At 61.0% G+C, this 24,731-nt stretch carries 24 protein-coding genes; 16 read left to right on the top strand and 8 right to left on the bottom strand.

All coding sequences use genetic code 11. The annotated features are described in order from the left end of the window. The first annotated feature begins 57 nt into the window (after positions 1-57). Positions 58-519: a GNAT family N-acetyltransferase gene (locus tag VOI22_RS15460; RefSeq protein ID WP_323797351.1), complete on the top strand. Its 462-nt coding sequence runs from the start codon at positions 58-60 to the stop codon at positions 517-519. Positions 520-529: 10 nt separating this feature from the next. Here VOI22_RS15460 and VOI22_RS15455 read toward each other — a convergent pair whose 3' ends face one another. Further along, a complete protein-coding gene (locus tag VOI22_RS15455; RefSeq protein WP_323797350.1) occupies positions 530-1,318 on the bottom strand; it encodes an enoyl-CoA hydratase/isomerase family protein in 789 nt (262 codons plus the stop codon). A 78-nt stretch (positions 1,319-1,396) separates the two neighbouring features. On the opposite strand from VOI22_RS15455, the gene VOI22_RS15450 reads away from it, so the two are divergent. The 8 genes from VOI22_RS15450 (at position 1,397) to VOI22_RS15415 (ending at position 11,090) form a co-directional block, all read left to right on the top strand. Beyond that, a complete protein-coding gene (locus VOI22_RS15450; protein WP_323797349.1) occupies positions 1,397-1,798 on the top strand; it encodes a winged helix-turn-helix domain-containing protein in 402 nt (133 codons plus the stop codon). A gap of 93 nt (positions 1,799-1,891) precedes the next feature. Continuing rightward, entirely contained in the window at positions 1,892-2,680 is a 789-nt protein-coding gene (gene modA, locus VOI22_RS15445) for a molybdate ABC transporter substrate-binding protein (protein WP_323797348.1), read from the top strand. Further along, complete coding sequence (gene modB, locus VOI22_RS15440) at positions 2,677-3,354, top strand: molybdate ABC transporter permease subunit (protein ID WP_323797347.1); 678 nt, start codon at positions 2,677-2,679, stop codon at positions 3,352-3,354. Before modA ends, modB begins: the two co-directional genes overlap by 4 nt. A 7-nt stretch (positions 3,355-3,361) precedes the next feature. Further along, positions 3,362-4,468 carry a molybdenum ABC transporter ATP-binding protein gene (gene modC, locus VOI22_RS15435; protein ID WP_323797346.1) on the top strand — a complete coding sequence of 369 codons (1,107 nt, stop codon included), beginning with the start codon at positions 3,362-3,364 and terminating at the stop codon, positions 4,466-4,468. Positions 4,469-4,707: 239 nt separating this feature from the next. Then, positions 4,708-6,132 (top strand): DUF4856 domain-containing protein, encoded by a 1,425-nt coding sequence (locus tag VOI22_RS15430; RefSeq protein WP_323797345.1) that lies wholly within the window; start codon positions 4,708-4,710, stop codon positions 6,130-6,132. 65 nt (positions 6,133-6,197) lie between these two features. Further along, positions 6,198-8,210, top strand: a complete 2,013-nt coding sequence (locus VOI22_RS15425; RefSeq protein WP_323797344.1) for an extracellular solute-binding protein — start codon at positions 6,198-6,200, stop codon at positions 8,208-8,210. Further along, positions 8,204-9,880: an iron ABC transporter permease gene (locus tag VOI22_RS15420; RefSeq protein ID WP_323797343.1), complete on the top strand. Its 1,677-nt coding sequence runs from the start codon at positions 8,204-8,206 to the stop codon at positions 9,878-9,880. Before VOI22_RS15425 ends, VOI22_RS15420 begins: the two co-directional genes overlap by 7 nt. A gap of 22 nt (positions 9,881-9,902) precedes the next feature. Further along, a complete protein-coding gene (locus tag VOI22_RS15415; RefSeq protein ID WP_323797342.1) occupies positions 9,903-11,090 on the top strand; it encodes an MFS transporter in 1,188 nt (395 codons plus the stop codon). A 1-nt stretch (position 11,091) separates the two neighbouring features. On the opposite strand, the gene dusA is transcribed toward VOI22_RS15415, so the two are convergent. The 4 genes from dusA to VOI22_RS15395 form a co-directional block, all read right to left on the bottom strand. Continuing rightward, positions 11,092-12,072 carry a tRNA dihydrouridine(20/20a) synthase DusA gene (gene dusA, locus VOI22_RS15410; protein ID WP_323797341.1) on the bottom strand — a complete coding sequence of 327 codons (981 nt, stop codon included), beginning with the start codon at positions 12,070-12,072 and terminating at the stop codon, positions 11,092-11,094. Positions 12,073-12,184: 112 nt separating this feature from the next. Then, entirely contained in the window at positions 12,185-12,571 is a 387-nt protein-coding gene (locus VOI22_RS15405) for a GFA family protein (RefSeq protein WP_323797340.1), read from the bottom strand. Between the two features lie 17 nt (positions 12,572-12,588). After that, complete coding sequence (locus VOI22_RS15400; protein ID WP_323797339.1) at positions 12,589-13,749, bottom strand: mandelate racemase/muconate lactonizing enzyme family protein; 1,161 nt, start codon at positions 13,747-13,749, stop codon at positions 12,589-12,591. 131 nt (positions 13,750-13,880) lie between these two features. Then, positions 13,881-14,174, bottom strand: coding sequence for a DUF1330 domain-containing protein (locus VOI22_RS15395; RefSeq protein WP_323797338.1), 294 nt, complete (start codon positions 14,172-14,174; stop codon positions 13,881-13,883). Positions 14,175-14,287: 113 nt separating this feature from the next. Here VOI22_RS15395 and VOI22_RS15390 point away from each other — a divergent pair, with 113 nt between their 5' ends. Further along, complete coding sequence (locus tag VOI22_RS15390) at positions 14,288-14,905, top strand: TetR/AcrR family transcriptional regulator (RefSeq protein WP_323797337.1); 618 nt, start codon at positions 14,288-14,290, stop codon at positions 14,903-14,905. A gap of 6 nt (positions 14,906-14,911) precedes the next feature. Here the strand turns inward: VOI22_RS15390 and VOI22_RS15385 are convergent, their stop codons facing one another. After that, positions 14,912-15,352 carry an Lrp/AsnC family transcriptional regulator gene (locus VOI22_RS15385; protein WP_323797336.1) on the bottom strand — a complete coding sequence of 147 codons (441 nt, stop codon included), beginning with the start codon at positions 15,350-15,352 and terminating at the stop codon, positions 14,912-14,914. A gap of 149 nt (positions 15,353-15,501) precedes the next feature. Between VOI22_RS15385 and rocF the strand changes: the two genes are divergently transcribed. Both rocF and rocD read left to right on the top strand, forming a co-directional pair. After that, a complete protein-coding gene (rocF, locus tag VOI22_RS15380) occupies positions 15,502-16,437 on the top strand; it encodes an arginase (protein WP_323797335.1) in 936 nt (311 codons plus the stop codon). Between the two features lie 23 nt (positions 16,438-16,460). Then, a complete protein-coding gene (rocD, locus tag VOI22_RS15375; RefSeq protein ID WP_323797334.1) occupies positions 16,461-17,669 on the top strand; it encodes an ornithine--oxo-acid transaminase in 1,209 nt (402 codons plus the stop codon). Here the strand turns inward: rocD and glk are convergent. Next, positions 17,666-18,622: a glucokinase gene (gene glk / locus VOI22_RS15370; RefSeq protein WP_323797333.1), complete on the bottom strand. Its 957-nt coding sequence runs from the start codon at positions 18,620-18,622 to the stop codon at positions 17,666-17,668. The genes rocD and glk overlap by 4 nt on opposite strands. A 233-nt stretch (positions 18,623-18,855) precedes the next feature. Here glk and VOI22_RS15365 point away from each other — a divergent pair, with 233 nt between their 5' ends. Continuing rightward, positions 18,856-19,926, top strand: coding sequence for a radical SAM protein (locus VOI22_RS15365; protein ID WP_323797332.1), 1,071 nt, complete (start codon positions 18,856-18,858; stop codon positions 19,924-19,926). On the opposite strand, the gene VOI22_RS15360 is transcribed toward VOI22_RS15365, so the two are convergent. After that, a complete protein-coding gene (locus VOI22_RS15360) occupies positions 19,923-20,834 on the bottom strand; it encodes an SMP-30/gluconolactonase/LRE family protein (protein ID WP_323797331.1) in 912 nt (303 codons plus the stop codon). The two genes, VOI22_RS15365 and VOI22_RS15360, sit on opposite strands and share 4 nt — an antisense overlap. Positions 20,835-20,928: 94 nt before the next feature. Here VOI22_RS15360 and VOI22_RS15355 point away from each other — a divergent pair, with 94 nt between their 5' ends. The 3 genes from VOI22_RS15355 to VOI22_RS15345 all read left to right on the top strand — a co-directional run bounded on the left by VOI22_RS15355 (position 20,929) and on the right by VOI22_RS15345 (position 24,730). Further along, on the top strand, positions 20,929-21,990 hold the full coding sequence (locus VOI22_RS15355) for an Ldh family oxidoreductase (protein ID WP_323797330.1): 1,062 nt from the start codon (positions 20,929-20,931) through the stop codon (positions 21,988-21,990). Positions 21,991-22,195: 205 nt separating this feature from the next. Further along, positions 22,196-23,713 (top strand): ABC transporter substrate-binding protein, encoded by a 1,518-nt coding sequence (locus VOI22_RS15350; RefSeq protein WP_323797329.1) that lies wholly within the window; start codon positions 22,196-22,198, stop codon positions 23,711-23,713. Positions 23,714-23,812: 99 nt separating this feature from the next. Beyond that, a complete protein-coding gene (locus tag VOI22_RS15345; protein ID WP_028467287.1) occupies positions 23,813-24,730 on the top strand; it encodes an ABC transporter permease in 918 nt (305 codons plus the stop codon). The last annotated feature ends 1 nt before the right edge of the window (position 24,731 follow it).

Raw genomic sequence — 24,731 nt, 5'->3', positions numbered from 1 at the left:
AGCTCAAATTGGTTCGGACGATATGCTCCGGTTTTGAATGAACTCCGGAGAAATAAAATGGAGATTAGGGTCGATGACCTGACCGGACCGGAAATCGCGGAATTGCTGTCCGCGCATATGGAGCATGGCAATGCACATTCGCCGCCGGAAAGCGTCCACGCTCTAGATCTCGACGGGCTCCGCCACCCGGATATCACTTTCTGGAGTGTTTGGCAGGACGGGAGCCTGCTCGGGTGCGGCGCCCTCCGGCAGCTCGCGACGGAGCATGGCGAGCTGAAATCGATGCATACCGCGCGACAGCATCGCGGCAAGGGCGTCGCCCGGGTCTTGGTCGAGCATATTCTGGCCGAGGCGAAGCAACGCGGATACCGGCAGGTCAGCCTGGAGACCGGCTCCATGGAAGCCTTCGCGCCGGCCCGTGCGCTGTACAGCCGTTTCGGGTTCGAGGAATGCCCGCCTTTCGGGAGCTACACCCTCGACCCGTACAGCGTCTTCATGACCCGGGATCTCGCCGCCTGAGGCGTTCAGGTCAGCGGTTCTGCCAACTTGGCCGGCGCTTCTCCAGAAAGGCCGACATGCCTTCCCGGAAATCGGCGCTGGTATAGGCGGCCTCTATCAGATCGCGATCTTCAGGAACCGCTCCGCTGGTGCGCAACCGCCGCAACGCTTCCTTGGTCACGCGCATGGTGATAGGCGCGTGACCTTTCAGCGTCTCCGCCAGCTCGGCGGCGCGCGCCAACACACCGTCCCGGTCCGGCAGCACTTCGGAGACAAGGCCGATCGCCTTGGCTTCCTCCGCTCCGACAAGACGCGCGGTCAGCAGCATCTCCGAAACCCTGGCCGGGCCGACCAGCCACGAGAGGCGCCGCAGATTCTCGTTCGACAGGCAATTGCCGAGTGTGCGGGCAATCGGAAAACCAAACTTCAGGTCCGCCGCCGTCAGGCGAATGTCGCAAGAAGCTGCAACCGCCGCGCCGCCACCCGTGCACGCACCGTGGATCGCCGCGATGGTCGGCACCGGACAACGCTCGATATCCGCCATCATCCTGTTGCCGTTCTCTTCGTAGGAGAAGGCATCCTCGGCAGTCGAGAAATCCTTGAACTGGCCGATATCCGTGCCAGCCGCGAAGGCCTTGTCACCGGCGCCGCACATCACGATGGCGGCCACCGCCTCGCCTTTGCCCGCGTTCCGGCAGATCTCGGCAACACCTTCATACATCGCAAAAGTAAAGGCATTGCGAGCCTGCGGACGGTTGAAGGTGATCCAGCCGATCCCGTCCTTCACCTCGTAAATAAGATCTTCGGTCGCGTGTTCCACAACGTCTCCCCTTTGCCCGCTGACGGGTTATTGATTTTGCCGGTGTGCCCCGGAGAAGTCCGTGGCAGAGTCGGCCCCATGAAAGCAGGAAACAAAACCCTCGGTCCACGCCTTCGCGTCGTTCTCGACACCAATGTCGCCATCGGCCCCGGTCAGGTGGATCTTCTGGAAGCCATCGCGGAGACCGGATCGATCAGCAAGGCCGGCCGCTCGATGAACATGAGCTACCGCAGGGCATGGCTGCTGGTCCAACGGATGAACTCCCATTTCGCGGAACCGCTGGTGGAAACCGCCAAGGGTGGCAACAGCGGCGGCGGAGCACGGCTGACCGCACTTGGACAGGACATCGCCAGCTGCTATCGGCAAATGGAAGCCCGGGCCGCCGACGTGCTGGCGCCGGAGATGGAAAGACTGCGCGGGTTGCTGGCCACCGACTCGGAAGGCGGGGCAGACGATCAGGAGGATTCGGCTGTATCTTGACGAGAGCGTTATATCCAATGATACATAACGCTCATTTCACGGCACTCGCTGCACATCACTGGACCGATCATGAAACCGCGACTTTCCAGGAGTTTGACGAGGCATATCCTCTCTCTGCCGGCCCTCTCTCTGCTGGCCGGGATCGTGACCGGCATCGCCGGGACAGTTCCGGCCCAGGCCGCTGAAGCCACGATAGCCGTTGCGGCCAATTTCTCCTCCACCGCGGACAAACTCGCCAAAGCCTTCAAGGCCGCAAGCGGCGAGACGGTGGTGATCGCCAGCGGGTCCACCGGACAGCTCTATGCCCAGATCAAGCAAGGTGCACCATTCGATGCTTTCCTTGCTGCCGACGAGGCCCGCCCGGCCCTGCTGCATAAGGATGGGACCGCAACGACAGCGCCATCTACCTATGCGACTGGCCGCCTCGCCCTCTGGAGTCCGATCCCTGACACCATCCCGGAAGACGGTGCCGCCTTTCTCGGCCAGGCTGAGCTGAAACGCATCGCCATCGCCAATCCGAAGCTCGCGCCTTATGGCTTGGCCGCCAAGGAAAGTCTGACTGCTCTCGACCTCTGGCAGACCTACAAGACGCGCATCGTGATGGGCCAGAACATTGCCCAGGCGTTCCAGATCGTGGCGGCGGGTGGTGCCCCCGCAGGTTTCGTCGCGCTTTCGCAGCTGCTCGCCGCGCCGGAAGATCTGCACGGCAGCCACTGGACCGTTCCGATGGATCTGCATACGCCGATCCGGCAGGACGCAGTGTTGCTCAAACGCGGCGCGGGAAATCCTGCCGCCGAAGGCTTTCTTGCGTACCTGACCTCTCCCGCCGGCTGCGCGATCATCCGCGACGCGGGCTATCAGCCGCCTGATACCTGCAAATGAGCCCGGGCGATCTTTCCGCCATCCTGCTGACCCTGAAGCTGGCCGGCGCAACGTCGATCATCCTGATCCTCATCGCCACGCCGCTGGCATGGTGGCTGGCCCATACGCCATCCCGGCTGCGCTGGATCATCGAACCTGCCGTCGCCCTGCCGCTTGTCCTGCCGCCGACCGTGCTCGGCTTCTACCTGCTGATCCTGCTCGGCCCCGCGGGCGCCATCGGTGGCGCCTGGGTTCAGCTTACCGGTGAGACCCTGGCTTTCTCCTTCTCCGGCCTGCTGATTGCCTCGGTGATCTATTCCCTGCCATTTGCCGTGCAGCCGTTGCAGACCGCGTTCCAGTCGGTCGGCACCAAGCATATGGAAGCGGCGGCCACGCTCGGCGCCTCGCCACTTGACGCGTTCATGACCGTCGCCTCTCCCATCGCCATCCGTGGCTATTTCACCGCTGCGGTCCTGACTTTTGCCCACACGGTCGGCGAGTTCGGCGTGGTTCTGATGGTCGGCGGAAACATCCCGGATAAGACCCGGATGATCTCCATAGCCATCTTCGAGCATGTCGAAACCCTGTCCTACACAGAGGCCCATCGGCTTTCGATCGGGCTGCTGATCTTCTCCTTCCTTGTGCTGATGGCGGTGACAATCCTGAATCGTCGAACGCCTGTGCGGGCGGGGTGAGCTGGTCATGCTGATCATGCGCGGCACAATCCGGTTCCCGGAATTCACAGCGAACGTTGATGTCTCGGCCCCGCTCGCCGGCATCGTCGGTCTGTTCGGCCCGTCCGGACACGGCAAGACCACCTTGCTCCGGCTCGCCGCCGGTCTCGAGCGCGGCACGAACTGCTATGTCGAGCATGACGGCGAGATCTGGCAGGACGACAAGAACGGGATATTCGTCCCGCCCCACAAACGCCGGGCCGGTTTTGTTTTTCAGGACAGTCGGCTGTTTCCCCATCTCTCTGCCGGCGGCAATCTCGACTATGCGGCCAGGAGGGCAAATACCCACCGCGCCGACCCGACCCGCGACCAGATCGTCGACATGCTGGATCTCGCCCCCTTGCTGCACCGGAGAGTAGAGGAGCTTTCAGGGGGGGAGGCACAGCGCGTGGCCATCGGCCGGGCACTGGTCTCGCGGCCCCGCCTGCTTCTCATGGATGAGCCACTTTCATCCCTCGATATCCGGCGCAAGATGGAAATTCTTCCCTATATCGAACGCGTGCGGGAAGAAATGGAGATCCCCGTCCTTTACGTCACCCACTCTCTCGACGAGCTCAGCCGTCTCGCGGACCATGTGCTCCTGATCAGGAACGGGAGCGTCGCGGCGGAGGGAAGTGTCCCGGACGTGATGCAGCGGATGGATCTCGGTCCGATGCTGGGCCGCTTCGAGGCCGGCGTTATCGTGGAGGGGCCGGTCCTCGCACAAGACCCTGACTATTCCATGACCGACCTGGCAATCGGCGAGCAGGTCCTGCGCATGCCTAATATCGACGCAGAGCCCGGCACAATGATCCGGGTACGTATCCGCGCACGTGACGTGTCGATCGCCATCGACGAGCCCAACGGCCTCAGCATCCGTAATGCCCTGCGGGCCACGATTTCGGAAATCGTTCTGGAAGATGGCGCATTCGCCGAGATCTTGCTGGACCTGGACGGGGTCGGACTCCGGGCAAGAATAACCCGCGAGAGCGTTACCCTGCTAAAGCTTCAAACCGGAATGATTGTCTATGCCCTGATCAAGAGCAGCGCCATCGACCGCCGCCTGATCCCCGGCGGAGGGAAACGCCGGATTTAGAGCTGTTCTGGAGAGATAACGAGATCGTTATACGCCCATGGCCCGGGACGAAATTTATCAGGCTGGTCGATTACCTCAAAAAACCCAGCAGAATAGAGGGTTAGGCGTCCTTCATCCTAAACATTCTGCGGATTTCGATAACGACTCTCATAATTACAATTATTGCTATTGAGAAGAACTCTCATTATCACACTTCTTCTAACGGCTGATTCTTACAAAAAGTACGCGGAGGAAAGTTCATGCGCAGATCGTCAATTCTTGCCACCACAATGCTAACGGCTTTGGTGTTCTCGCTACCGGCGGCGGCCGATGACCGCGTCTATGCAGACTTTCCGGTCACCGTGAAAGGCTATACCGGCAGCAAGACCTCATCGGTCTCCTACTCCGGCCAGATTGCCCGTCATGCTCTGCATGATTCATTGAAGAAGCTCGCGGGTTCCGGCGACGGAAGCAGCCCGGAAGATCTCAAGACCAGAATGATGGCCTACTTTGCGAAAAGCGATGCCGGACGGGATATCCTGGCACCAAAATCCAAAGGGCCATTCGTCATCAAGCAGAGCACGATCGACGAAATCTCCAAGAAAAAGAACCTCGCCGGGAAAACCACGAAGGCGACCGTTACCGGCATGCCGAACAACATGACTGGCCCGGAGCTGGTCGAATTCTGGATCGACAAAGCAGCACAGACCGAGGGCGGGGTCGATCTCGCAAATGGCTACGACTACAGCCAGCTTATTTCCAAATTCGTCATGGGTGCGGTGTCCTACAATCAGGTCGTGGACGGGTATCTGGATGAATATCTGGGCGCGGACAAAAAACCGAACGACAAGCCCTACAGCGACGGCGCAGCGTATACGGGCAAGGAACATGCCTGGGACGAGGCCTTCGGTTACTTCGGCACGCCAGCCCATACGATGCAGCTGACCTCGCGCCAGGTCTATGACATCGCCAAAAGGTCGGGTGATGCGCTCGCCGCGGCGGACTTCAACAAGGACGGCAAAGTCGATCTGAAGACCGAGATGACCTTCGGGCCGGCCTACTACGCTGCCGGCTTCGATGCCTCTGTCTATGACAAAGACAACGCCACCAATTACCTGCACGCGATCACCGGCGCCTTCCTCGACGGCCGTCACCTGCTGACCGATGCCAAGGGCGAAAAGCTGACAGCCGCCCAGCGCGAACAGCTCCGGGCCTATGCCAAGGTTATTGGGGATAATTGGGAGAAGGTTCTCGCCGAAGCGACCTTCAAGTATGCCGGCTCCGTCTACAAGGACATGGTCAAATTGCAGACGATCATGGAAGCGAACGGCGACACGGCGAAGGTCGAGCGCAATTACATCAAGCACTGGGGTGAGCTCAAGGGCTTCAGCCTCGCCCTGCAGACCGGCAAGGAAAATCTCGGCGAGACAGCGACACGTCTTAACCGGCTCATTGGCTACAGCCCGCTGTTGACCAACGCCAGCCAGGTCGTCGATATCGACAATTCAGGAAACTATGTCCGCGACCAGGGATTGCCCTGGGGCGAATACATGCTGCACATGGCAAAAGTTCAGCAGCTGATGATCGACACGTTCAAGGTGCAGGCACGGAATAACGACGTCACCGGGGACATGGCCGAGCTGACGAAAAGCCTCGGCGGCACCAACAGCGCCGAAAACGACTGAATTCAACCATCCGGCGGGTGCTGTCAACGCAGGCTCCCGCCGGCCATATTCGAGTGTCATCAGCCATGGACGACGTCCTATACAGCTACATAGAGCAGGTCATCGCTCCTTTCTGGAACCCGGAGAAGCGGGTTTTCCTGGGCTATCTGGCTGGCGCGATCTTGCTTGCCGCAGTCTTCTATATTCTGACCACGCCGGGACATTGGCGTCAGGCACTGAAGGATGCGTTCGGACGGCGTGTCTGGTGGTCATCCTCGGCAAAGGCCGACTACAAGGTCCTGTTGATCAATCAGGCCGTTCTGATGGGGGTGATGCCCCGCCTTCTCTCGAAGCTTGCCGTCGCGACCGTGATCTTCGAGGGACTGCACATATGGATGGACGGGCGGACCCTGATTTGGCCGGACGCTCCGGTATGGGCCGTCGGCACGCTGTTCACCCTCACTCTCTTCCTTTTGGACGATCTGGCGAAATACCTGACACACAGGGCTCTGCACCGCTGGCCCCTGCTCTGGTGTTTTCACAAGGTCCACCATTCCGCCGAGACATTGACACCACTGACCGTTTACCGGACACACCCGGTTGAAGGCGTGATTTTCGCCTTGCGCGGCATCCTTGTTCAAGGCGCTGTCGTTGCGATCTTCATCTACTTTTTCGGCGGCCGTGCAGAACTGGTCACGATCCTTGGCGCGAATGCGGTTCTCTTCATATTCAACGCCGCCGGCTCTAACCTCCGGCATTCCCATGTCTGGATCTCCTACGGCCGCTGGGTCGAACGCCTTTTAATCTCGCCTGCTCAACACCAGATCCACCATTCCATCGCGCCCGAGCACTACGACAAGAATTTTGGCGCGGTGCTGGCGATATGGGATTGGGTTGGCGGCAGCCTGTGCCTAGCGGGGCGCTGGAAGCCGGTCTCGTTCGGTGTTACCGAACAAGAAGCGCCGACGCCGCATGCACTCAAATCGCTTTATATCACGCCCGTTTTCGAGGCCGCGCAGTGTGTGCGGCGCTCGGCGAGGAAAGGACTGTTCCTGATGTCGTCCATGCTATCGACAGCTCTTCGGCGCACTGTAGCCGGGGGCTTGATGTTTCTGCTCCTGGTTCTGACCACGGCCGGATATGCGTTCTCGCAGCAGGAACTGAATATTTACTCCCACCGGCAGCCCTTTCTGATCCAGCCTTTCATCGACGCCTTTACCGAGCAGACCGGGACCAAGGTGAATATCGTCTATGCCTCGCGCGGGCTCGCCCAGCGCCTCCAGGCGGAAGGCGAGAGCAGTCCGGCAGACGTCATCCTCACGGTGGATATCGGAAGGCTCCATGTCTATGCCGACAAGGACCTGCTTTCCGCCGTCGACTCCCCCGTGCTCCAGAAGAACATCCCGGCACATCTGCGCGACCCGAAAAATCATTGGTTCGCCTTCTCCAAACGGGCCCGCGTGATCGCGATCTCGAAGGACGTCGAAGATGTGCGCAAAATCTCCCGCTACGAGGACCTCAGCGATCCGCAATGGGAAGGCCGCATCTGTTCGCGCCCCGGGAGCCACGTATACAACCGCGCGCTCGTTGCTTCCATGATCGATGCCGACGGCGCGGATGAGGCGGAAAAGTGGGCACGCGGCGTCGTCCAAAACCTGGCGCAGCGGCCGCAGGGCAACGACCGCGCACAGGTTCGGGCGATCTTCCAGGGCGTCTGCGATATCGCGATCATCAACAACTATTATTTCGGCAAACTGAAATTCTCGGACAAACCGTCACAGCGAGAATGGGCGAATGCCGTCACCCTCATTTTCCCCAATCAGCAAGATCGGGGGACACACATCAACATCTCCGGCGGCGGCGTGGCGAAACACTCACGGAACAAAGCCGAAGCCGTCCGTTTTCTTGAATTCCTGACCTCGCCCGAAGCCCAACGGCTTTACGGCGCAATCAACTTCGAGTATCCGGTGAACCCTGCCGTCGACATTCCGGATGAACTCCGGTCGTGGGGAACATTCAAGGAAGATCAGATGCCGATTGCACGCATCGCAGATTTGGCGCCACAGGCACAGATGATCATCGACCGGGTTAGATGGTAGCAGAACCAGTTGCGCCCGGACGCACAGGCGTCCGGACCTTCACCAACCCACTGTTTCTGGCCAGCGGGCTGCTGGCGATTGTGCTGCTTTTCCCCATAGCCGCCGTTTTCGTTGCCGCCGCCGGAGACAGCGAGGGTTTGTGGTCGCATCTGGCCGCGACCGTGTTGCCCTATTATGTCGGCAACACTCTGGTTCTGATGGCCGGCGTCTCGGTCGTGAGTCTCTGTTTTGGGGTCAGTTCGGCCTGGATCGTCACCCGCTACGAATTCCCCGGCTCCCGGTTGTTCGAATGGATGCTGCTTCTGCCTGCGGCCGTGCCCGGTTACCTGATCGCCTACACCTATACGGACTTCCTGGAATATGCCGGACCAGTGCAGATGGCGCTGCGCGCGCTTTTCGGCTGGACCAGCGCACGCGATTACTGGTTTCCGGAAATCCGCTCGATGCACGGTGCAGCGCTGGTGATGGGCGCGGTTCTTTATCCCTACATCTACATGATGGCGCGTTCCGCCTTTTTGACGACACCAGCGTCGTTGCTCGACGCGGGGCGTCTGGCCAACCGCAACCTGTTCTGGGGCATCGCACTCCCCCTGGCGCGCCCGGCAATCGTCGCGGGGCTGGCGCTGGTGCTGATGGAGACGATTTCCGACTTCGGCACCGTCGAGTTCTTCGCCATCCAGACCCTCACCCTCGGCATCTTCAATGTCTGGCTGGGTATGAACAATCTGGCGGCAGCGTCACAGATCGCCTGCGTGGCCTTCGTTCTGATCCTTGCATTGCTCACGCTTGAAACCATGGCCCGCACGCGGCGGCGGTTCGCCGACACGTCGCGCAGGGCCAATACAATGACGGCCCTTCCGGCGCGCAAATGGAAAGCCGTTGTTTGCATTCTCGTCTGCTCAACGCCCATTACGATCGGATTTCTGATCCCTGTCGGCGTTCTGTTGAGCTTCGTCCTGAAAGGGCACTCGATCGACATGACAGGCGTCGCCGCCGAAGCCGTGGTGAACTCGCTCAGTCTCTCGGCCATGGTTGCGGCTCTGGTCGTTGCGTCGGCGACTTTCATGGGCCTGATCGCCGTCTACGGCGGCGGCACTCTCCTCCGCAAACTGACGGCTCTGGCGTCAATCGGTTATGCCTTTCCGGGGACAATCCTTGCGGTTGGCGTCGTAACCGCGGCGGGGCTGCTGGATCGGGGGATGGCCTCGCTTACCGGATACCTGTTCGGACACGCGCAAGGCGGATGGGTGACAAGCGGTATCGGATTGGTCGTGGTCGCCTGCGTTGTCCGCTTTCAGGCTGTCGGCTATGGAGCGGTAGCGTCCGGCCTGCAGCGGGTACCGTCAAATCTCATTGAGGCTGGCCGGACCCTGGGGCGCACATTGACCGGAGGCCTGGTCGAAATCGTTGCTCCGTTGATCCGGACTTCGGTGGCGGCGGGTGGCGTCCTCGTCTTCGTCGACGTGATGAAGGAACTGCCGATGACGCTTCTGTTGCGGCCGTTCAATTACGAGACGCTGGCAACCTTTGTCTATCAATACGCCAAGGATGAACTTTTGGAGGAAGCCGCCCTTCCGGCTCTTCTGATCATTGCGGCGGGCATCCTGCCGGTGATAGTTCTGAGCCGCGCGATATCCGCTTCCCGACCCGGACATCGCCGCCCCGCCTGAGGTCGGCATCGCGAGTCCGAAAATGAGTGCTGAGGCTGCAATTTCTGCGGCGGAACGCCGGAGCCTGTTCCTTCGGCTTTCCGGCTTCTACGGCACCTTCTTCCTGCTGTTCGGCGTTCTGCTGCCGTTCCAGCCGGTCTGGCTCGACAGCCGCGGGCTTGGCCCGATTGAGATCGCGTCGATCATGGCTGCCGTCTTCTGGGTAAAACTGATCTCGCATCCGCTGGTAGCGCATATCGCGGACCGGCGCGGCCAGGGACGGTGGCTCTCCATCATACTGGCCATGCTGTCGCTCTGTACCTGCCTCGCCCTGACCGGCGCCACCGGGTTCTGGCCAATCGCCCTGCTCTGCGGCCTGTTTGCCGCGCTCTATAATCCGATCCTGCCGGTGATGGAGAATACCGCGCTCCGCGTGGTGCGTGATGCGAAGCTCGATTATGGCCGGGTCCGGCTCTGGGGATCCATCAGCTTTATCGTCGGAACGACTGCGACAGGCGCCTTCCTCTCGGGCCGCGATCCGGGCTGGATCATGTGGATTGCCGCCGGTGCGGTCGGCACGATCCTGTTCGCCTGCTGGGGCATGCCGGAACGCGCCCGCCCGGCAACGACAAGCCGCAGCAACCCGCTCTCCCTGCTGGCACGACCGGACTTCCTGCTGTTTGTCGCCACTGCCGGGCTGCTTCAGGTCAGCCATGCGGTCTATTACGCATTCGGCTCCATATCCTGGCGCAATGCCGGGCTGGACGAGAGCATGATCGGGTTTCTCTGGGGTATCGGTGTTGTCGCCGAAGTCCTGCTGTTCGCCTTCGCCGGGCGGTTCTCCCGCAAAATCGGCCCGCTCGGCTTCCTCGCCCTCGCCGCTATCGGCGGGCTGATCCGCTGGCCGCTCACTCCGCTGACCAACGATCCGCTGCTGCTGGTGCCGCTACAATGCCTGCACGCCCTCACCTTCGGGGCGGCGCATCTGGGGGCGATGGCTTATCTCACCCGCGCCATCCCGGATCATCTCGGTGCCACTGGCCAAAGCCTCTATTACGCGCTGACCGGCGGCGTGCTGATGGGCATGACGATGCCGCTTGCCGGCATGATGTATGAGGATGTCGGTACCGCCGCCTATAACGCGATGGGCGCCTGCTCGGGACTGGCCCTGCCGGGGTTGTTCATTCTGTGGCGAATGCAGAAAAGGAAGACAGCCGAGGCTTCGGTCTAATTCAGGCCGCCTGCCGCCTCGGCACCAGCTCCGCCGCCTCACGGATCAATTCCGGTCGGGCATCTTCGCGAAAGGCATTTTCGGACAGATGGCGGCGCCACGCGCGGGCACCCGCACAGCCCTGGAACAGTCCAAGCAGATGCCGGGTGATACTCTTCAGCGGCACGCCCTCAGCCATGCGGCGGGCGGCATATTCCACCATCGCATCCGCCACATCCCAGGGGGTAAGATCCGTCTCGCCAGCATCGTAGAACCGGCGATCCACATCGGCCAGGACCCAGGGTGTCTGATAGGCCGCGCGGCCAATCATCACGCCATCGACATGCGCGAGTTGGGCTTCGGCTTCATCGAGCGTTGAGATACCGCCATTGATCGAGATCTGAAGCGCGTCAAACTTCTGCTTCATGGCATGGACCAGCGGATAGTCCAGCGGCGGCACGTCCCGGTTTTCCTTCGGGCTGAGGCCCTGCAGCCAGGCCTTGCGGGCATGCACGATCACGTGACGAGACCCGGCGTCAGAAACCTGACGGATGAAATCCGGCAATACCGTCTCCGGCTCCTGATCGTCCACCCCGATGCGGGACTTCACAGTGACAGGAATGGACACGGACTCGCTCATCGCCTCGACGCAACGGGCGACCAGATCGGGCTCCCGCATCAGACAGGCACCAAAACTGCCGGACTGCACCCGGTCGCTCGGGCAGCCGACATTGATGTTCACTTCCGAATAGCCCCAGTCCTCGGCCATACGGGCACACTCGGCCATGGCATCGGGCTCACTGCCGCCAAGCTGCAGCACGAGCGGATGCTCGGACGCGTCATATCGCAGGAAGCGCTTGGCGTCGCCGTGCAGCAAGGCGCCAGTCGTCACCATCTCGGTATAGAGGACCGCATGCCGGCTGATCTGCCGCAGGAAATAGCGGTCATGCCGGTCGGTCCAGTCCATCATCGGTGCGACGGATATGCGGTGAAGCTCAGTCACGTCTCTTTTGGTCCATGGCTGCAATCTGCCTCTTCATATCGTCTAGCAGGCAGGGATTCCAACGGGAAATCGGCAGACCTGATCTGCATTTAGCCGAGTGCACGGGCCCGGATCAGAACTCCTCGTGCTCTTCCAGCACGTTATGCAGAGCGTACCAGCTCGCCTTGTCGGATAGCCAGATGTGCCGCACCTCCTCCGATCCCGGATCCGTATCGAGCGTCCCAAGACGCAGGATGACATGACCCGTGCCCTGTTTCTTCGCATAGATCTGCGAGCCGCAAGTGCCGCAGAAATGACGCAGCTTTCCAGGCGATGACTCGAAGGATTTCATGTGCTCCCGACCGGAGAGCACGAAATCTTCATCGGCGACCCCGGCTACGCTGGAAAAGGCACTGGCATGGGCTTTCCGACATGTGGAGCAATGGCAATGCACGATGTCCCCGACCTCGCCCGTCACCTCATATGTCACAGCTCCGCAGAGGCAACTTCCTTCAACCATCCGCTTGTCCCTTTTGACTACCTCACAGAAAAGTGCCGGACAAAATCCGGGTCCGGCTCGATGCCGAGCCCCGGCCCTCCCGGCAGACCGACGCTACCGCCGCTTTCCTTCACCTGCTCGCCGACCCGGAGCGGTTCGGTCAGCAACTCCTCGCGGAACCGGTTCGGCGTGGTGTCATATTCCAGCATCGGCTGGACCGGGTGTGCCCCTCCCGGCAGGTCCGGCAACGCGGCCAGCAGATGCATGTTGGTTGCGACGGCCACTGCCGAGCCCCAGACATGGTTCACGATCGGCATGAAGTGAGCTTCGGCCAGCGCCCGGACTTTCAGATATTCAGTGATACCGCCAAGCCCGCAGACTTCCGGCTGCAGAACATCGACGCAGCGGTTATGGATCAGATCGCGGAAGCCCCAGCGGGTGAACTCACCCTCCCCTCCGGCAATCGGCATGTCGAGGGCAAGGCAGAGGTCGCGATAGCCCTGCCTGTCCTCCGGCGCGACCGGCTCCTCGAACCAGGCAACGCCGAGCCGCTCCAGTTCGCGCCCGAGCGGTATCGCTTCCCGTGCCGTATAGGCATGGTTTGCATCAACCATCAGCCCGATGTCGGGGCCAATGGCGTCGCGGACGGTTTCGACCAGCGCGATGTCCTCTTTCACGCCGCGCCCGACCTTCATCTTCATGGCCTTGTAGCCGGCTGCGCTGATCGCCGCGCTCTCGACAGCGAAGCGCTCCTTCAGGTCAGGCACCCTCTGCAGCATCATGCCGTAGCCATAGACCTGGATACGGTCCCGAAAGGCACCGCCGAGCAACCGGTAGACCGGCACGCCGTGGATCTTGCCGGCCAGATCCCAGAGCGCGATATCGACGCCGGAGAGAGATTGGATCGGCATGCCCTTCTGTCCGTGATCTCGCAGAAGGTTGTAGACCTTGTGCCAGATCACCTCGCGCTCAAGCGGGTCCATGCCGAGCACCATCGGCTGGATCACCCGTTCAACGATGGCCTTGTTGGCGAAAGCGATATCGCCGCCACCGAAACACTCGCCCCAGCCAACCACCCCCTCGTCCGTGGTGATCTCCACCAGATGGGTGGTGCGCTTCAGGTAATATTGCTGGGAATAGCCGAGCTCTTCATCGAGATCGTACTGGAGCACATGGCTCCGGATGCCTGTGATCTTCATGCGCGACAGACCTGCAGTGTTGCCAACACGGGAAGCCTAGATCATCCGGGATCACCCGGGCCATGGCCTTTTCACGGAACGATCCAACTCCCGACGTGAAGCGGCCGTGCCGGGCCGCCTCATGCGACGGATCAGGACGGAACGTCGTAAGCGGTGATTGTCATGTCAGCCGCTTCCTCGCGCAGCGGAATGATCGCCTGATAGGCGTCCGAAGCGTACCAGGCTTTCAAGTCCTGCATGCTCGGGAAGGAGGCTATGCCCGTCGCCTGATGATTGGCATCACCGCCGGTCAGAACCGCCCCTGCTTTCCCGCGCATCACCATTTCACCGCCAAACGGCTTGAAGGTTTCCGCGGCTTGCTTTGAGTAGTCCTGCATCTTGGCCGGGTCCTTGACTGCAACCACAGCTACAAAAAACGCCGTCATGAATATCTCCTCATTCCCTGAGCACTCGACAGAACTTGCCGGGCACGTTATGTACAGTTATGGATAAAACACGCGTCCAACGTTTTGTCCACTGCTGTATAAAAAATATTTTCGTGAGTGATTTGGCCCGCCCGAGCAAATTTGACAGAGACGAAGCCGTCGATACGGCCATGGAAATCTTCTGGCGGGAGGGCTATGAGGCCTGCTCCGTCAAGGCGCTTTCAGAACGTCTCGGGATCACCCGGTCAAGCTTCTACAACGCGTTTGGCAGCCGTGAAGAGCTGTTCCGCGAAGCGCTGACCCGCTATGGCGAACAGGCGCCGGACCGGGCTTTCGCAAGAGACCCTGCTTCAGCGGGCAGCGTCCGCAGGCTGATCACGCAGACGTTCCGCGCCGCATGTCACGCACGCGCCACCGACCCCGATGCGAAGGGCTGTTTCTCTGTGAAAAGCGTGGCTGAACTCTGCAATCGTGACGAAGCGCTCGGCCCGATGCTCGATGAGATGATCCAGGCCAATGTCGCTCGGCTGGAACGATTGCTTGAATTCGGCAAGGCGACCGGCGAGCTCTCCTCCGGGCTCGACCCGCACGCCACTGCGCTCGCGCTAAAGACCGTGTTGGTTGGCCTCAATGTCGTCTGCAAGGTGATCCGCGAGGAGGACGAACTCTGGCTTTCCGCCCGCACCGCCCTCAAGGCCCTCGACCTGTTTGAGGAAGATACCGCGGCCTGACGTGCGTTAGCCGCGAGCGGCCCGGGCACTGCGCCGGGTCGCCAGCAGCAGGTTGGTCTCGGAGTTCGCAATGCCTTCGATCAGCCTGATACGGCGCAGCACATCGTCAAAATCCATCAGGGTTTCGGCACCGATCTCGGCGATAAGATCCCACTTGCCGTTCGTACTGTGCACCGCGCCGACTTCACCAATGCCGGTGAGCTGGCGCACCACGTTCTCCGTCCCGCGCCCCTCGATCTCGATCAGCATGATGCCGCGTACCGGCATTTCCGACGCATCCCCGCGCAGCACCACCGTATAGCCGAGCACATGTCCGTCGCGCTCCAGCCGCTCCAGTCGGCTGCGCACCGTGGCGCGCGACACCCCGACCGTACCGGCAAGCTCGGAAATCCCGGCCCGCCCGTCCCGGCGCAGCGCAGCGATCAGTTTTTGATCAACAGCATCCATATTTCATATCGTCACATAATGATTACCAATTTGATCATATCATGGACCAAATTGCGCAAATTGCCATCTATTTTGCGCCAGAGACTTGCCCACATACTGAACCAAGTTCGATGCGGGCAGATGATCCGCACAATTTCATGGAGCCGAGAATGACCGATCACCGTTCCTGCGTTCTTGTCGGCGCCCCTGTTCAGATCGGGGCAGGCCAGCCGGGCTGCCTCATGGGGCCTGACGCGTTCCGCACTGCCGGGCTCGGCCGGGCGCTGGAAAGCCTCGGCCATAGCGTCGAGGATCTCGGGAACTGCACCGCTGCCACGCTTCCGGAACGCAGCCATCCGAACAAGGCGATCAAAAACCTGACGGAAACCGCTGGCTGGGTGGAGACGCTCACCGAAGCCGCCTATCAGGCCAAGCAGGGTGGACGCACACCGATCTTCCTCGGCGGCGACCATGCACTGGCGGCGGGAACCCTTCCCGGTATCGCCAAGGCCGCCAAGGAAGAAGGCCGCGAGCTTTTCGTGCTCTGGCTCGACGCCCATACCGACTATCACGACCTGAACAGCACCGAGAGTGGCAACCTGCATGGCGTGCCGGTCGCCTATTTCACCGGCCGGGACGGCTTCGACAGTTATTTCCCTCCTTTGGAAGCGCCCGTGAAGCCCGAAAACATCACCATGATGGGCATCCGCTCCGTCGATCCGGCGGAACATCGAGAATTGCTGGACCAGCCAATCGAAGTGATCGACATGCGTGCCATCGACGAGCATGGCGTCAACACACTGCTCAAGGATTTCCTGGCGCGGGTCGAAGCGGCGGACGGCATCATTCATGTCAGCCTCGACGTCGATTTCCTCGATCCCGAGATCGCGCCGGCGGTCGGCACCACCGTTCCCGGCGGCGCGACTTTCAGGGAGGCGCATCTGATCATGGAGAAGCTGAACGATTGCGGGCGCGTCGGCTCCCTTGATCTGGTCGAACTGAATCCGTTTCTCGACGAGCGCGGCAAGACCGCGCGCCTCATGGTCGACCTGGCCGCGAGCCTGTTCGGCCGCAAGGTCATGGACCGGCCGACACGTTCCTTCTGATACCCCGAACCACGGAGACAATCATGGCAAACGCCGCAGACTTCATCGCCACCGAACAGCGCCTCGGCGCGCACAATTACAAGCCGCTGGACGTTGTGCTGTCCCGAGGCGAAGGCGTGCATGTCTGGGACGTGGACGGCAAACAGTATCTCGACTGCCTGTCAGCCTATTCGGCGGTCAACCAGGGGCACTGCCATCCGAAGATCTTCGAGGCCATGGTCGAGCAGGCCAAACGCATCACCCTGACCTCCCGCGCCTTCCATAACGACCAGCTCGCCGGTTTCTACGAGGACATCGCCCGGCTCACTGGCTCCCACAAGGTGCTGCCGATGAACTCGGGCGCCGAAGCAGTTGAGTCCGCCATCAAGGCGGTCCGGAAATGGGGCTATGAGCAGAAGGGCGTGGAGGAGAACAAGGCCGAGATCATCGTCTTTTCCAACAACTTCCACGGCCGCACAATCGGTGTTGTCGGCTTCTCCACTGATCCGGTCGCACGCGGCGGTTTCGGCCCGTTCGCGCCTGGCTTCCGGGTGGTCAAGTTCGGCGACATCACGGCTTTCGAGCAGGCCATCACACCGAATACCGTAGCCGTACTGATAGAACCGATCCAGGGCGAGGCCGGCGTGATCATTCCGCCCACAGGCTACCTGAAGCGGATGCGGACGCTCTGTACCGAGCACAACATCACCCTGATCCTGGACGAGATCCAGTCAGGCCTTGGCCGCACTGGCAAGATGCTGGCCGAAGAGCATGAGGAGATCGAAGCGGACGTGACACTGGTCGGCAAGGCGCTGTCCGGCGGTTTCTACCCGGTCTCGGCCGTGCTTTCGAATACCGAAGTTCTCGGCGTCCTGCAGCCGGGCCAGCATGGCTCCACCTTCGGCGGCAATCCGCTAGCCTGTGCCATCGCCCGGGCCGCGCTCGACGTGCTGGTGAGCGAGGGAATGATCGAGAATTCCGCAGAGCAAGGCGCCTATTTCAAAGCCGGGCTGGAAAACATCCGCTCCAACGCTGTGAAGGAAATCCGGGGGCGCGGCCTGATGCTGGCGGTCGAGCTTCAACCGGAAGCGGGCGGCGCCAAGAAATACTGCGAGGCCCTGAAAGAGCGCGGCATTCTGGCAAAAGACACGCACGAGCATTCAATCCGCATCGCCCCGCCGCTGGTCATCACCCGCGATCAGGTCGACTGGGCGCTCGAGCGGTTCCAGGACGTGCTGACCAACATTCACTAATCGGCGGACGAAACCCGCGCCAGCATCCGGAGCCCGAAGAGACCCGGCTCCGGATGCCGGATGCGATAGACCGGAATAGCCGAGAGATATTCGCTCATCCGGCCCTCTCCGACGAAATGCGCTCGGAACAGATCCTCCCGGAAAGCTTCCCCGGCGTGGCGCAAAACACCACCTGTCAGGTAAACGCCGCCTCGAGCACCGATGGTAAGGGCAGCATTGGCGGCGACGGCACCTAGAAAGATCGCGAACCGGTCCATCGCCTCCCGCGCGATCGGACATTCCGCGTCCACCAGCCTTGCCATGACCTCTTCGCCGGCCCCAGCCCGTATCGCGGCGCCGCCCCGCTCCGCGAGGACATTGAACAAAGCCGCAAGGCCCGGACCGGAGAGAACGGTCTCCGCGGAAACAGGGCCATTCCGGCGCAGCATCCGATGAATCTCCGCTTCATCCTCATCCCGGCACGGCAAATCGACATGGCCGCCCTCTCCGCCCGGGGTCGTCCATTTTCCGTTCGCCAGTACGACCGAGCCGACACCAAGACCGGTGCCAGGGCCGAGCACCAGCTTGGGAGCCGTCAACACCTGCACACCCGCCTGCACCGTCTCCAGATCCTCGTCCTCGAGATAGGGCAGGGCCGCCGCGACGGCGGAGAAATCATTCATCAGCAGGAACCGGTCCCAGCGATAGCGCTCCGCCACAGCATTTCGGGAAAAGCTCCAGGGACTGTTAGTCAGCGAGAAGCAATCTCCGGACACCGGGCCCGCCACCGCCAGCAGCGCGGAAGTCGGGCGGGCGGGAGCGGGCAAGCCGCCCAGATATTGATCGAGAACTGATTCCAGTCCGGGATGATCCGCTGTCCTGAACCGGACCTCGGCTTCAATGGAGGTGCCGTTTGTCAGGGCAAGACGCAGGTTCGTCCCGCCGATATCGCCGATCAATGTCCTTGCGGTCATGCACTACCCGCCGCGCGCGGCGCGGTCCGTCCCTATAAATTCACACTCACGGGGTACCGGAAGCCACCATCCCGCGCAACCGGGACTCAGCAACAGCTCCCGGCTCAACCGTCAGCCGGACCGGGCTATAGGCTCTGACATTGCCGGGATTTCAGGCTCCTGACGAAGGCGTGATTTCACACACCGGGCCGGAACAGGCATATGCTTAACCTTGGTGAAATCGGGAAATACCAATGGAAAGCATCTATTACGTCCTCTCCTGGGCCTGCCACCGGCGCTGCAAGCATTGCTACGAGGAAAAGTTCCGGCCCTATGTCCGCGACGAGCTGAAAGCAGTTGTCGGCGCGGCGCAGGAGAATTTCCCGCGGATTATCGCGAACCTTCCTGAACGCCTGACCTATCTCGACCTCGAACAACCGGACGACAATGCGCCAGGCGGCTATGTCGAGCGAAACAGCCGGATCATTGTCTCTGGCGGCGAGGTGCTGATCGATCCGGTGCGAGAGACGATCCTCTATCCCGCGCTGGAAATGATCCGGGATAAATACAATACACAGGGCGGTGTCAGGCTGGTGGTTCAGACCACGGGCGATCTGCTCACCGAGAAGATCATCGACGAGCTGCTGGAGCGCGGCATCTACATGATCTCGGTCGCGGGGATGGACGATTTCCACGTTGGCATGGAAGGCGAGAAGCGGGTTCCGCTACAGGAACAGCTGACCCAGTGGTTCAAGGCTGCCGGCATGCGCGACTTCGTGCATGAGCCGTCCAAGCGAGCCTGGGAAGATGACGGGCCGGCCTTTTCCTTCTTCGGCGCGACGGAGGATGCCTGGATTGGAAAAATCTGGCCGCGCGGCCGAGCCTGGAAGAACGGCCTTTCGAAAGCCACGATCAGCGACAATTTCTGCAATGTCTGGTCCGGCGGCCTGAACTTCCTGAACCGGCGCTACTCCGGCTCCGAGGTCTCCATCGATCCGAACGGCGACGTCTTCCCCTGCTGCCTGAAGACCAAGGCGCCACTCGGCAACCTGACGGAAGAGCCGCTGGAAGACATCATCGACAGCCTGGTCGGCCACCCGGCCTTCGAGGCAATCTCGATGGGCCATCCGGAGCGCATGGGCATCGCCCACGGCTGGGATGTCGAGACCTTCCTGAAGAAGTCAGAGACCATCACCGTAAAAGGGGAGCCCTATCGCAACCTTTGCATCGGCTGCGACCGGTTCCATACCGAAGTACTTGCCGGCGTGCTAGAGACGGCACGGCACCAAAGACTGTCCGCAAGGAGCCAGGACGCAGCCGACTAGCGCGGACCGCTCGTCGCCAGCAGGACCGTGTAGACACTTTTGGTCGCGGTAATGAAAAGCCGGTTCCGCTTCGGCCCTCCGAAGCAGAGGTTCGAGACAACTTCGGGGACAAGTATCTTGCCGATCAGGTCGCCGTCCGGCGTGTAGCAATGCACACCGTCCGCCGCACTGGTCCAGATCTTCCCCTTGTTGTCGAACCGGAACCCGTCGAAGACGCCGGCCTCGCATTCGGCAAACACATCGCCGCCCCGCAGCCGGTTATCGTCCGTAACGTCGAACACGCGAATATGCTTCGGCGCGCCCGGATAGCGCGTCGCTCCGCTGTCCGCGATGAAGAGCTTCGTCTCGTCGAGCGAGAAAGCGAGACCGTTCGGGCAGGTAAAATCGTCTGTCACCTGAGTGATCGCACCCGTTGTACCGTCGATCCGGTAGACGTGCTGCCCGCCGATCTCTTCGTCGCCTTCGAAACCCTCATAGTCGGATTCAATGCCGTAGGCCGGATCCGTGAACCAGATCGATCCGTCCGATCTCACAACCACATCGTTCGGACTGTTGAAGCGTTTCCCTTCGAACCGGTCGGCAAGCGTCTCGATAGAGCCATCGTGGTTCATGCGCGTGACACTCCGGCTGCCGTGCTCGCAACAGATCACCCGGCCCTCGCGATCAAGGGTGCTGCCGTTCACATTGGCGCCCTCGTTGATGCGGAACTCGCCGACCGCGCCGCTGCATTCGTCCCAGCGCAGGCGGCGGTCGTTGGGGATATCACTCCAGATGAGCGACTTGTAGGCCGGGACATAGACCGGCCCCTCGGTCCATTTACCGCCGGTCCAGATCTGCTCGACGGTCTCGATCGCCTTGACGCATCGGCGGAAACGATCGTCACGGATCTCGTAATCGCTCGCACTCATTGTTGTTTTCTCCCCGCATGAAACCCCGGTCTTCCCATTGTCTTCACAAATCGGCAGGCTCGCTATGACAAAAGAAAATGCATTGGGGGGAACAATGGAACACCGTTACGACGCAAACGCGCTCACGGCCTTCGCCACAGGTCTGTTCGAAGCCGCGGGTCTCGATCGAGACAAGGCAGGTACAATCGCCCCCCTGCTCGTCGAAGCCGATCTTATGGGCCATACGACCCACGGCCTGCAGCTCTGCGCCCCTTATCTGAAAGCGCTTGAGGACGGCACCATGCGCAAGGAAGGTGGCCCGGAAGTGCTGAGCGACCGGGGCGCCGTGGCGACCTGGGACGGCCGCCGCCTGCCCGGCGTCTGGCTCACTGCCCGGGCGGTGGATCAGGCCGTCGAACGCGCGAAGCTTTACGGCACCGCGAGCATCGCCATCCGGCGCAGCCACCACATCGCCTGTCTCGCGGTCTTCCTGGAGCGGGCAACACGGGATGGCTGCATGGTGCAGATCACGTCTTCCGATCCGGCCGTTGCCAGCGTCGCTCCCTATGGCGGCACCGAGCCGCTCTTTACACCGGACCCGATTGCGGTCGGCATCCCCACCAGCGGCGACCCGATCCTGATCGACACAAGCGCCTCCATCACCACGAACGGGCTGACCGGCCGGTTGCACAGTGAGGGAAAGAAGCTGCCTGGAAAATGGGTCATGGATGCGGACGGCACGGCAAGCGACGACCCGGGCGTTCTCTTCACCGATCCCCCAGGCACGATCCTGCCCATCGGCGGCCAGGAGTATGGACACAAGGGCTACGGTCTGGCGCTGATGATTGAAGCTCTGACGCAAGGACTTGCCGGACATGGTCGCGCAGACCCTGCCGATGGCTGGGGTGCCGGCGTGTACATTAACGTATCCGATCCAACCGCGTTCTCGGGTAGAGACGCCTTCAACCGGCAGATCGACCACATCGTCGCGAAATGCCTTGCCACCAAGCCCGCCACTCCCGGAACCCCGGTGCGCCTGCCCGGACAGAACGCGATCCGGAAGCGCCGCGACGGCCTGGAGAATGGCGTACCGCTTTATTCCGGCATCATGGAGGCGCTGCAGCCATGGGCTGAGAAATACGGGATTCCTGCGCCATCAAACCTCGCCCACGTCTAAAGCGGGTCAAATTCAAGATCGCGCAACCAAGCATGCCATAACCCATATTAATTTTATGCGAATAGCCTTCCTAATTCTTGCAATGACAATTTTTGCCTGCAATGCTGTTCGTCCCCAATCGGTCCGGACAGTCAGTCCGACGGCTGCGCGGCCCGCCCAACTTTCGCTCGCAGTCCAGAAACCGGCCTAACGAACAGGAGTGGACATGAAGAAATTTCTTGCTGCGTCAGCGTTGGCTTCGCTGGCGCTTGTCTCTGCTATTCCAGCGGCTCTCGCTGGCAAGGCAGACGACACACTGAACATCGTGTGGGAACGCGAACTGGAGAATGTTGACAGCTACTTCAACACCGCCCGTGAAGGCATCATCGTTACCCGCCTGACCTGGGACGGTTTGCTGTACCGCGATCCGAAGACGATGGATTACGTGCCGCTGATCGCGAAATCCTTCAAGTGGGTAGATGATACCACGCTCGAGTTCGAGCTGCGCGAAGGTCTCACCTTCCACAATGGCGAGGAACTCGACGCCGACGACGTGGTCTTCACGTATAACTGGGTCGCGAATCCGGATAGCGGCGTGAAGACCCAGCGCAATGTGAACTGGATCAAGGAAGCCAAGAAACTGGACAAGTACAAAGTCCAGGTGATGCTGAAAGAACCGTTCCCGGCCGCTCTTGAGTTTGTTTCCGGATCTGTCCCGATCTATCCGCAGGACTACTATTCTAAAGTCGGTCCGGACGGCATGGGCCAGAAACCCGTCGGCTCCGGCCCTTACAAGATCACCGAAGTGGAACCCGGCAAGAAGATCGTCTGGGAAAAATTCGATGGCTACATGAAGGACGGGCCGAAAGGCGCGCCGACCATCGGCAAGATCGTCCAACGCACGATCCCGGAACGCAACACCCAGATCGCAGAGCTTCTGTCTGGCCGGGCCGACTGGATGTGGCGGGTGCCCGCGGACCAGGCCGACCGCCTGAAATCCTCAGGCAAAGTCCAGATCATCAACGAGGAAACCTTCCGCATCGGCTACATCACCATGGATGCGGCGGGTATCACAGGCGACACACCGCTGAAGAACCCGCTGGTTCGCAAGGCGATCTCCTATGCCATAGATCGGAACGCCATCGTCGAGGCGCTGGTCCGCGGCAAGTCGCAGGTGGTGAATTCCGCATGCTTCCCCAGCCAGTTCGGTTGCGAGAGCGATGTGACAAAGTACCCGTATGACCCGGCCAAGGCGAAAGCGCTGCTGGCGGAAGCCGGATACCCGGATGGCTTCGCCATCGATTTCTATGCCTACCGGAACCGGGACTACGCCGAAGCGATGCTTAACTTCTTGAGCGAGGTCGGGATCAAGGCCAACTTCAGCTATCTGAAGTACGCGGCCCTGCGTGACAAGATCCGGTCCAAGGAAGTCCCGATGGCCTTCATGACCTGGGGATCCTACTCGATCAATGATGTATCGGCGATCACCAGCCATTTCTTCACGCACGGCAAGGACGACCTTGCCCTCGATCCGAAAGTGAAGGAGCTGCTGCAGAAGGGCGACACCACGGTGGATTCGGCAGTCCGCAAGCAGGCCTACAGCGAAGCGCTCAAACTGATCGCCGAGCAGGCCTACTGGTTGCCGCTGTGGTCCTACAACACGAACTACGCCTTCTCGAACGACGTCGATTTCACGCCGACATCCGACGAGATTCCGCGGTTCTTCACGGCATCCTGGAAATAACCAGATCATCTTTTCGCCCCCGCTCCGGCCTGAACGCCGGGGCGGGGGTCCTTAATTATAATCCGAGCTGGTAAAAACCGGCCTTACGGGATTTGAGGCATGCTGGTCTACACCCTGAAACGACTGTTTCTGGCTCTGCTCGTCGCCATGACGGTGTCAGCCATTACGTTCTCGTTGACCTATCTTGCGGGCGATCCGGCCATTTCCATGGCTGGCGAGACGGCCAGCGACGCTGACATCGAGTATATCGAGAAGCTTTACGGCTTCGACCGTCCAATTGTGGTGCAGTATTTCGAATGGGCGCTCAACGCGTTCCGCGGCGATTTCGGAGAGAGTTACTACTTCAGGATCCCAGTTGCCGACTTGTTACTGGAGCGCCTGCCCGTCTCCATGACCCTCGGTGTCTCGGCCATCAGTTTTGCGATCCTGTTGTCGATCCCCCTCGGTGTGCTTGCAGCCATGCGCCCGAACAGCCTGCTTGATCGCCTTGCCCTCGGCATTTCCGTCGTTGGGCAGGCCATGCCGAGCTTCTGGTTCGCGTTGGTGCTGATCGTCATGTTCGCCGTCTGGTACCCGATCTTTCCGACCACCGGGTCGGAGACCTGGGTGCACTTCGTCCTGCCGACCATTGTGCTCGGCTACTATGCGACACCTGCCATCATGCGACTGACCAGGACCGGTATGCTTGAGGTACTGGGCTCTGATTACATACGCACGGCCCGGGCCAAGGGACTGCCACAGCACGTCATCCTCTTCAAACACGCTCTGCGCAACGCCGTGATCCCCGTCGTATCGCTGGCCGCCGTCCAATTCGGCTTCATGCTCGGCGGCTCGATTGTGATCGAGAGCATCTTCGCGTTGCATGGTGCCGGTTACCTCGCCTGGGAATCGATCGGACGGAACGATCTGCCGGTTGTGCAGGCCGTGGTTCTGGTTTTTTCGCTATTCTATATCGTCCTGACATTCCTTTCGGATCTGCTGAACGCTTGGCTCGATCCGCGTATCCGGGTGGGCTGAG

The sequence above is a fragment of the Nisaea sp. genome, assembly GCF_034670185.1.
Lineage (GTDB): Bacteria > Pseudomonadota > Alphaproteobacteria > Thalassobaculales > Thalassobaculaceae > Nisaea.
This window is presented reverse-complemented; position numbering and strand designations above follow the sequence as displayed.

What these genes read in the sequence shown, in the direction of transcription:
- VOI22_RS15460 (WP_323797351.1), top strand. Translation starts at nt 58, where the DNA reads ATGGAGATTAGGGTCGATGACCTGACCGGACCGGAAATCGCGGAATTG.
- VOI22_RS15450 (WP_323797349.1), top strand. Translation starts at nt 1,397, where the DNA reads ATGAAAGCAGGAAACAAAACCCTCGGTCCACGCCTTCGCGTCGTTCTC.
- modB (WP_323797347.1), top strand. Translation starts at nt 2,677, where the DNA reads ATGAGCCCGGGCGATCTTTCCGCCATCCTGCTGACCCTGAAGCTGGCC.
- modC (WP_323797346.1), top strand. Translation starts at nt 3,362, where the DNA reads ATGCTGATCATGCGCGGCACAATCCGGTTCCCGGAATTCACAGCGAAC.
- VOI22_RS15430 (WP_323797345.1), top strand. Translation starts at nt 4,708, where the DNA reads ATGCGCAGATCGTCAATTCTTGCCACCACAATGCTAACGGCTTTGGTG.
- VOI22_RS15425 (WP_323797344.1), top strand. Translation starts at nt 6,198, where the DNA reads ATGGACGACGTCCTATACAGCTACATAGAGCAGGTCATCGCTCCTTTC.
- VOI22_RS15420 (WP_323797343.1), top strand. Translation starts at nt 8,204, where the DNA reads ATGGTAGCAGAACCAGTTGCGCCCGGACGCACAGGCGTCCGGACCTTC.
- VOI22_RS15415 (WP_323797342.1), top strand. Translation starts at nt 9,903, where the DNA reads ATGAGTGCTGAGGCTGCAATTTCTGCGGCGGAACGCCGGAGCCTGTTC.
- VOI22_RS15405 (WP_323797340.1), bottom strand. Translation starts at nt 12,571, where the DNA reads ATGGTTGAAGGAAGTTGCCTCTGCGGAGCTGTGACATATGAGGTGACG.
- VOI22_RS15400 (WP_323797339.1), bottom strand. Translation starts at nt 13,749, where the DNA reads ATGAAGATCACAGGCATCCGGAGCCATGTGCTCCAGTACGATCTCGAT.
- VOI22_RS15395 (WP_323797338.1), bottom strand. Translation starts at nt 14,174, where the DNA reads ATGACGGCGTTTTTTGTAGCTGTGGTTGCAGTCAAGGACCCGGCCAAG.
- VOI22_RS15385 (WP_323797336.1), bottom strand. Translation starts at nt 15,352, where the DNA reads ATGGATGCTGTTGATCAAAAACTGATCGCTGCGCTGCGCCGGGACGGG.
- rocF (WP_323797335.1), top strand. Translation starts at nt 15,502, where the DNA reads ATGACCGATCACCGTTCCTGCGTTCTTGTCGGCGCCCCTGTTCAGATC.
- rocD (WP_323797334.1), top strand. Translation starts at nt 16,461, where the DNA reads ATGGCAAACGCCGCAGACTTCATCGCCACCGAACAGCGCCTCGGCGCG.
- glk (WP_323797333.1), bottom strand. Translation starts at nt 18,622, where the DNA reads ATGACCGCAAGGACATTGATCGGCGATATCGGCGGGACGAACCTGCGT.
- VOI22_RS15365 (WP_323797332.1), top strand. Translation starts at nt 18,856, where the DNA reads ATGGAAAGCATCTATTACGTCCTCTCCTGGGCCTGCCACCGGCGCTGC.
- VOI22_RS15360 (WP_323797331.1), bottom strand. Translation starts at nt 20,834, where the DNA reads ATGAGTGCGAGCGATTACGAGATCCGTGACGATCGTTTCCGCCGATGC.
- VOI22_RS15355 (WP_323797330.1), top strand. Translation starts at nt 20,929, where the DNA reads ATGGAACACCGTTACGACGCAAACGCGCTCACGGCCTTCGCCACAGGT.
- VOI22_RS15350 (WP_323797329.1), top strand. Translation starts at nt 22,196, where the DNA reads ATGAAGAAATTTCTTGCTGCGTCAGCGTTGGCTTCGCTGGCGCTTGTC.
- VOI22_RS15345 (WP_028467287.1), top strand. Translation starts at nt 23,813, where the DNA reads ATGCTGGTCTACACCCTGAAACGACTGTTTCTGGCTCTGCTCGTCGCC.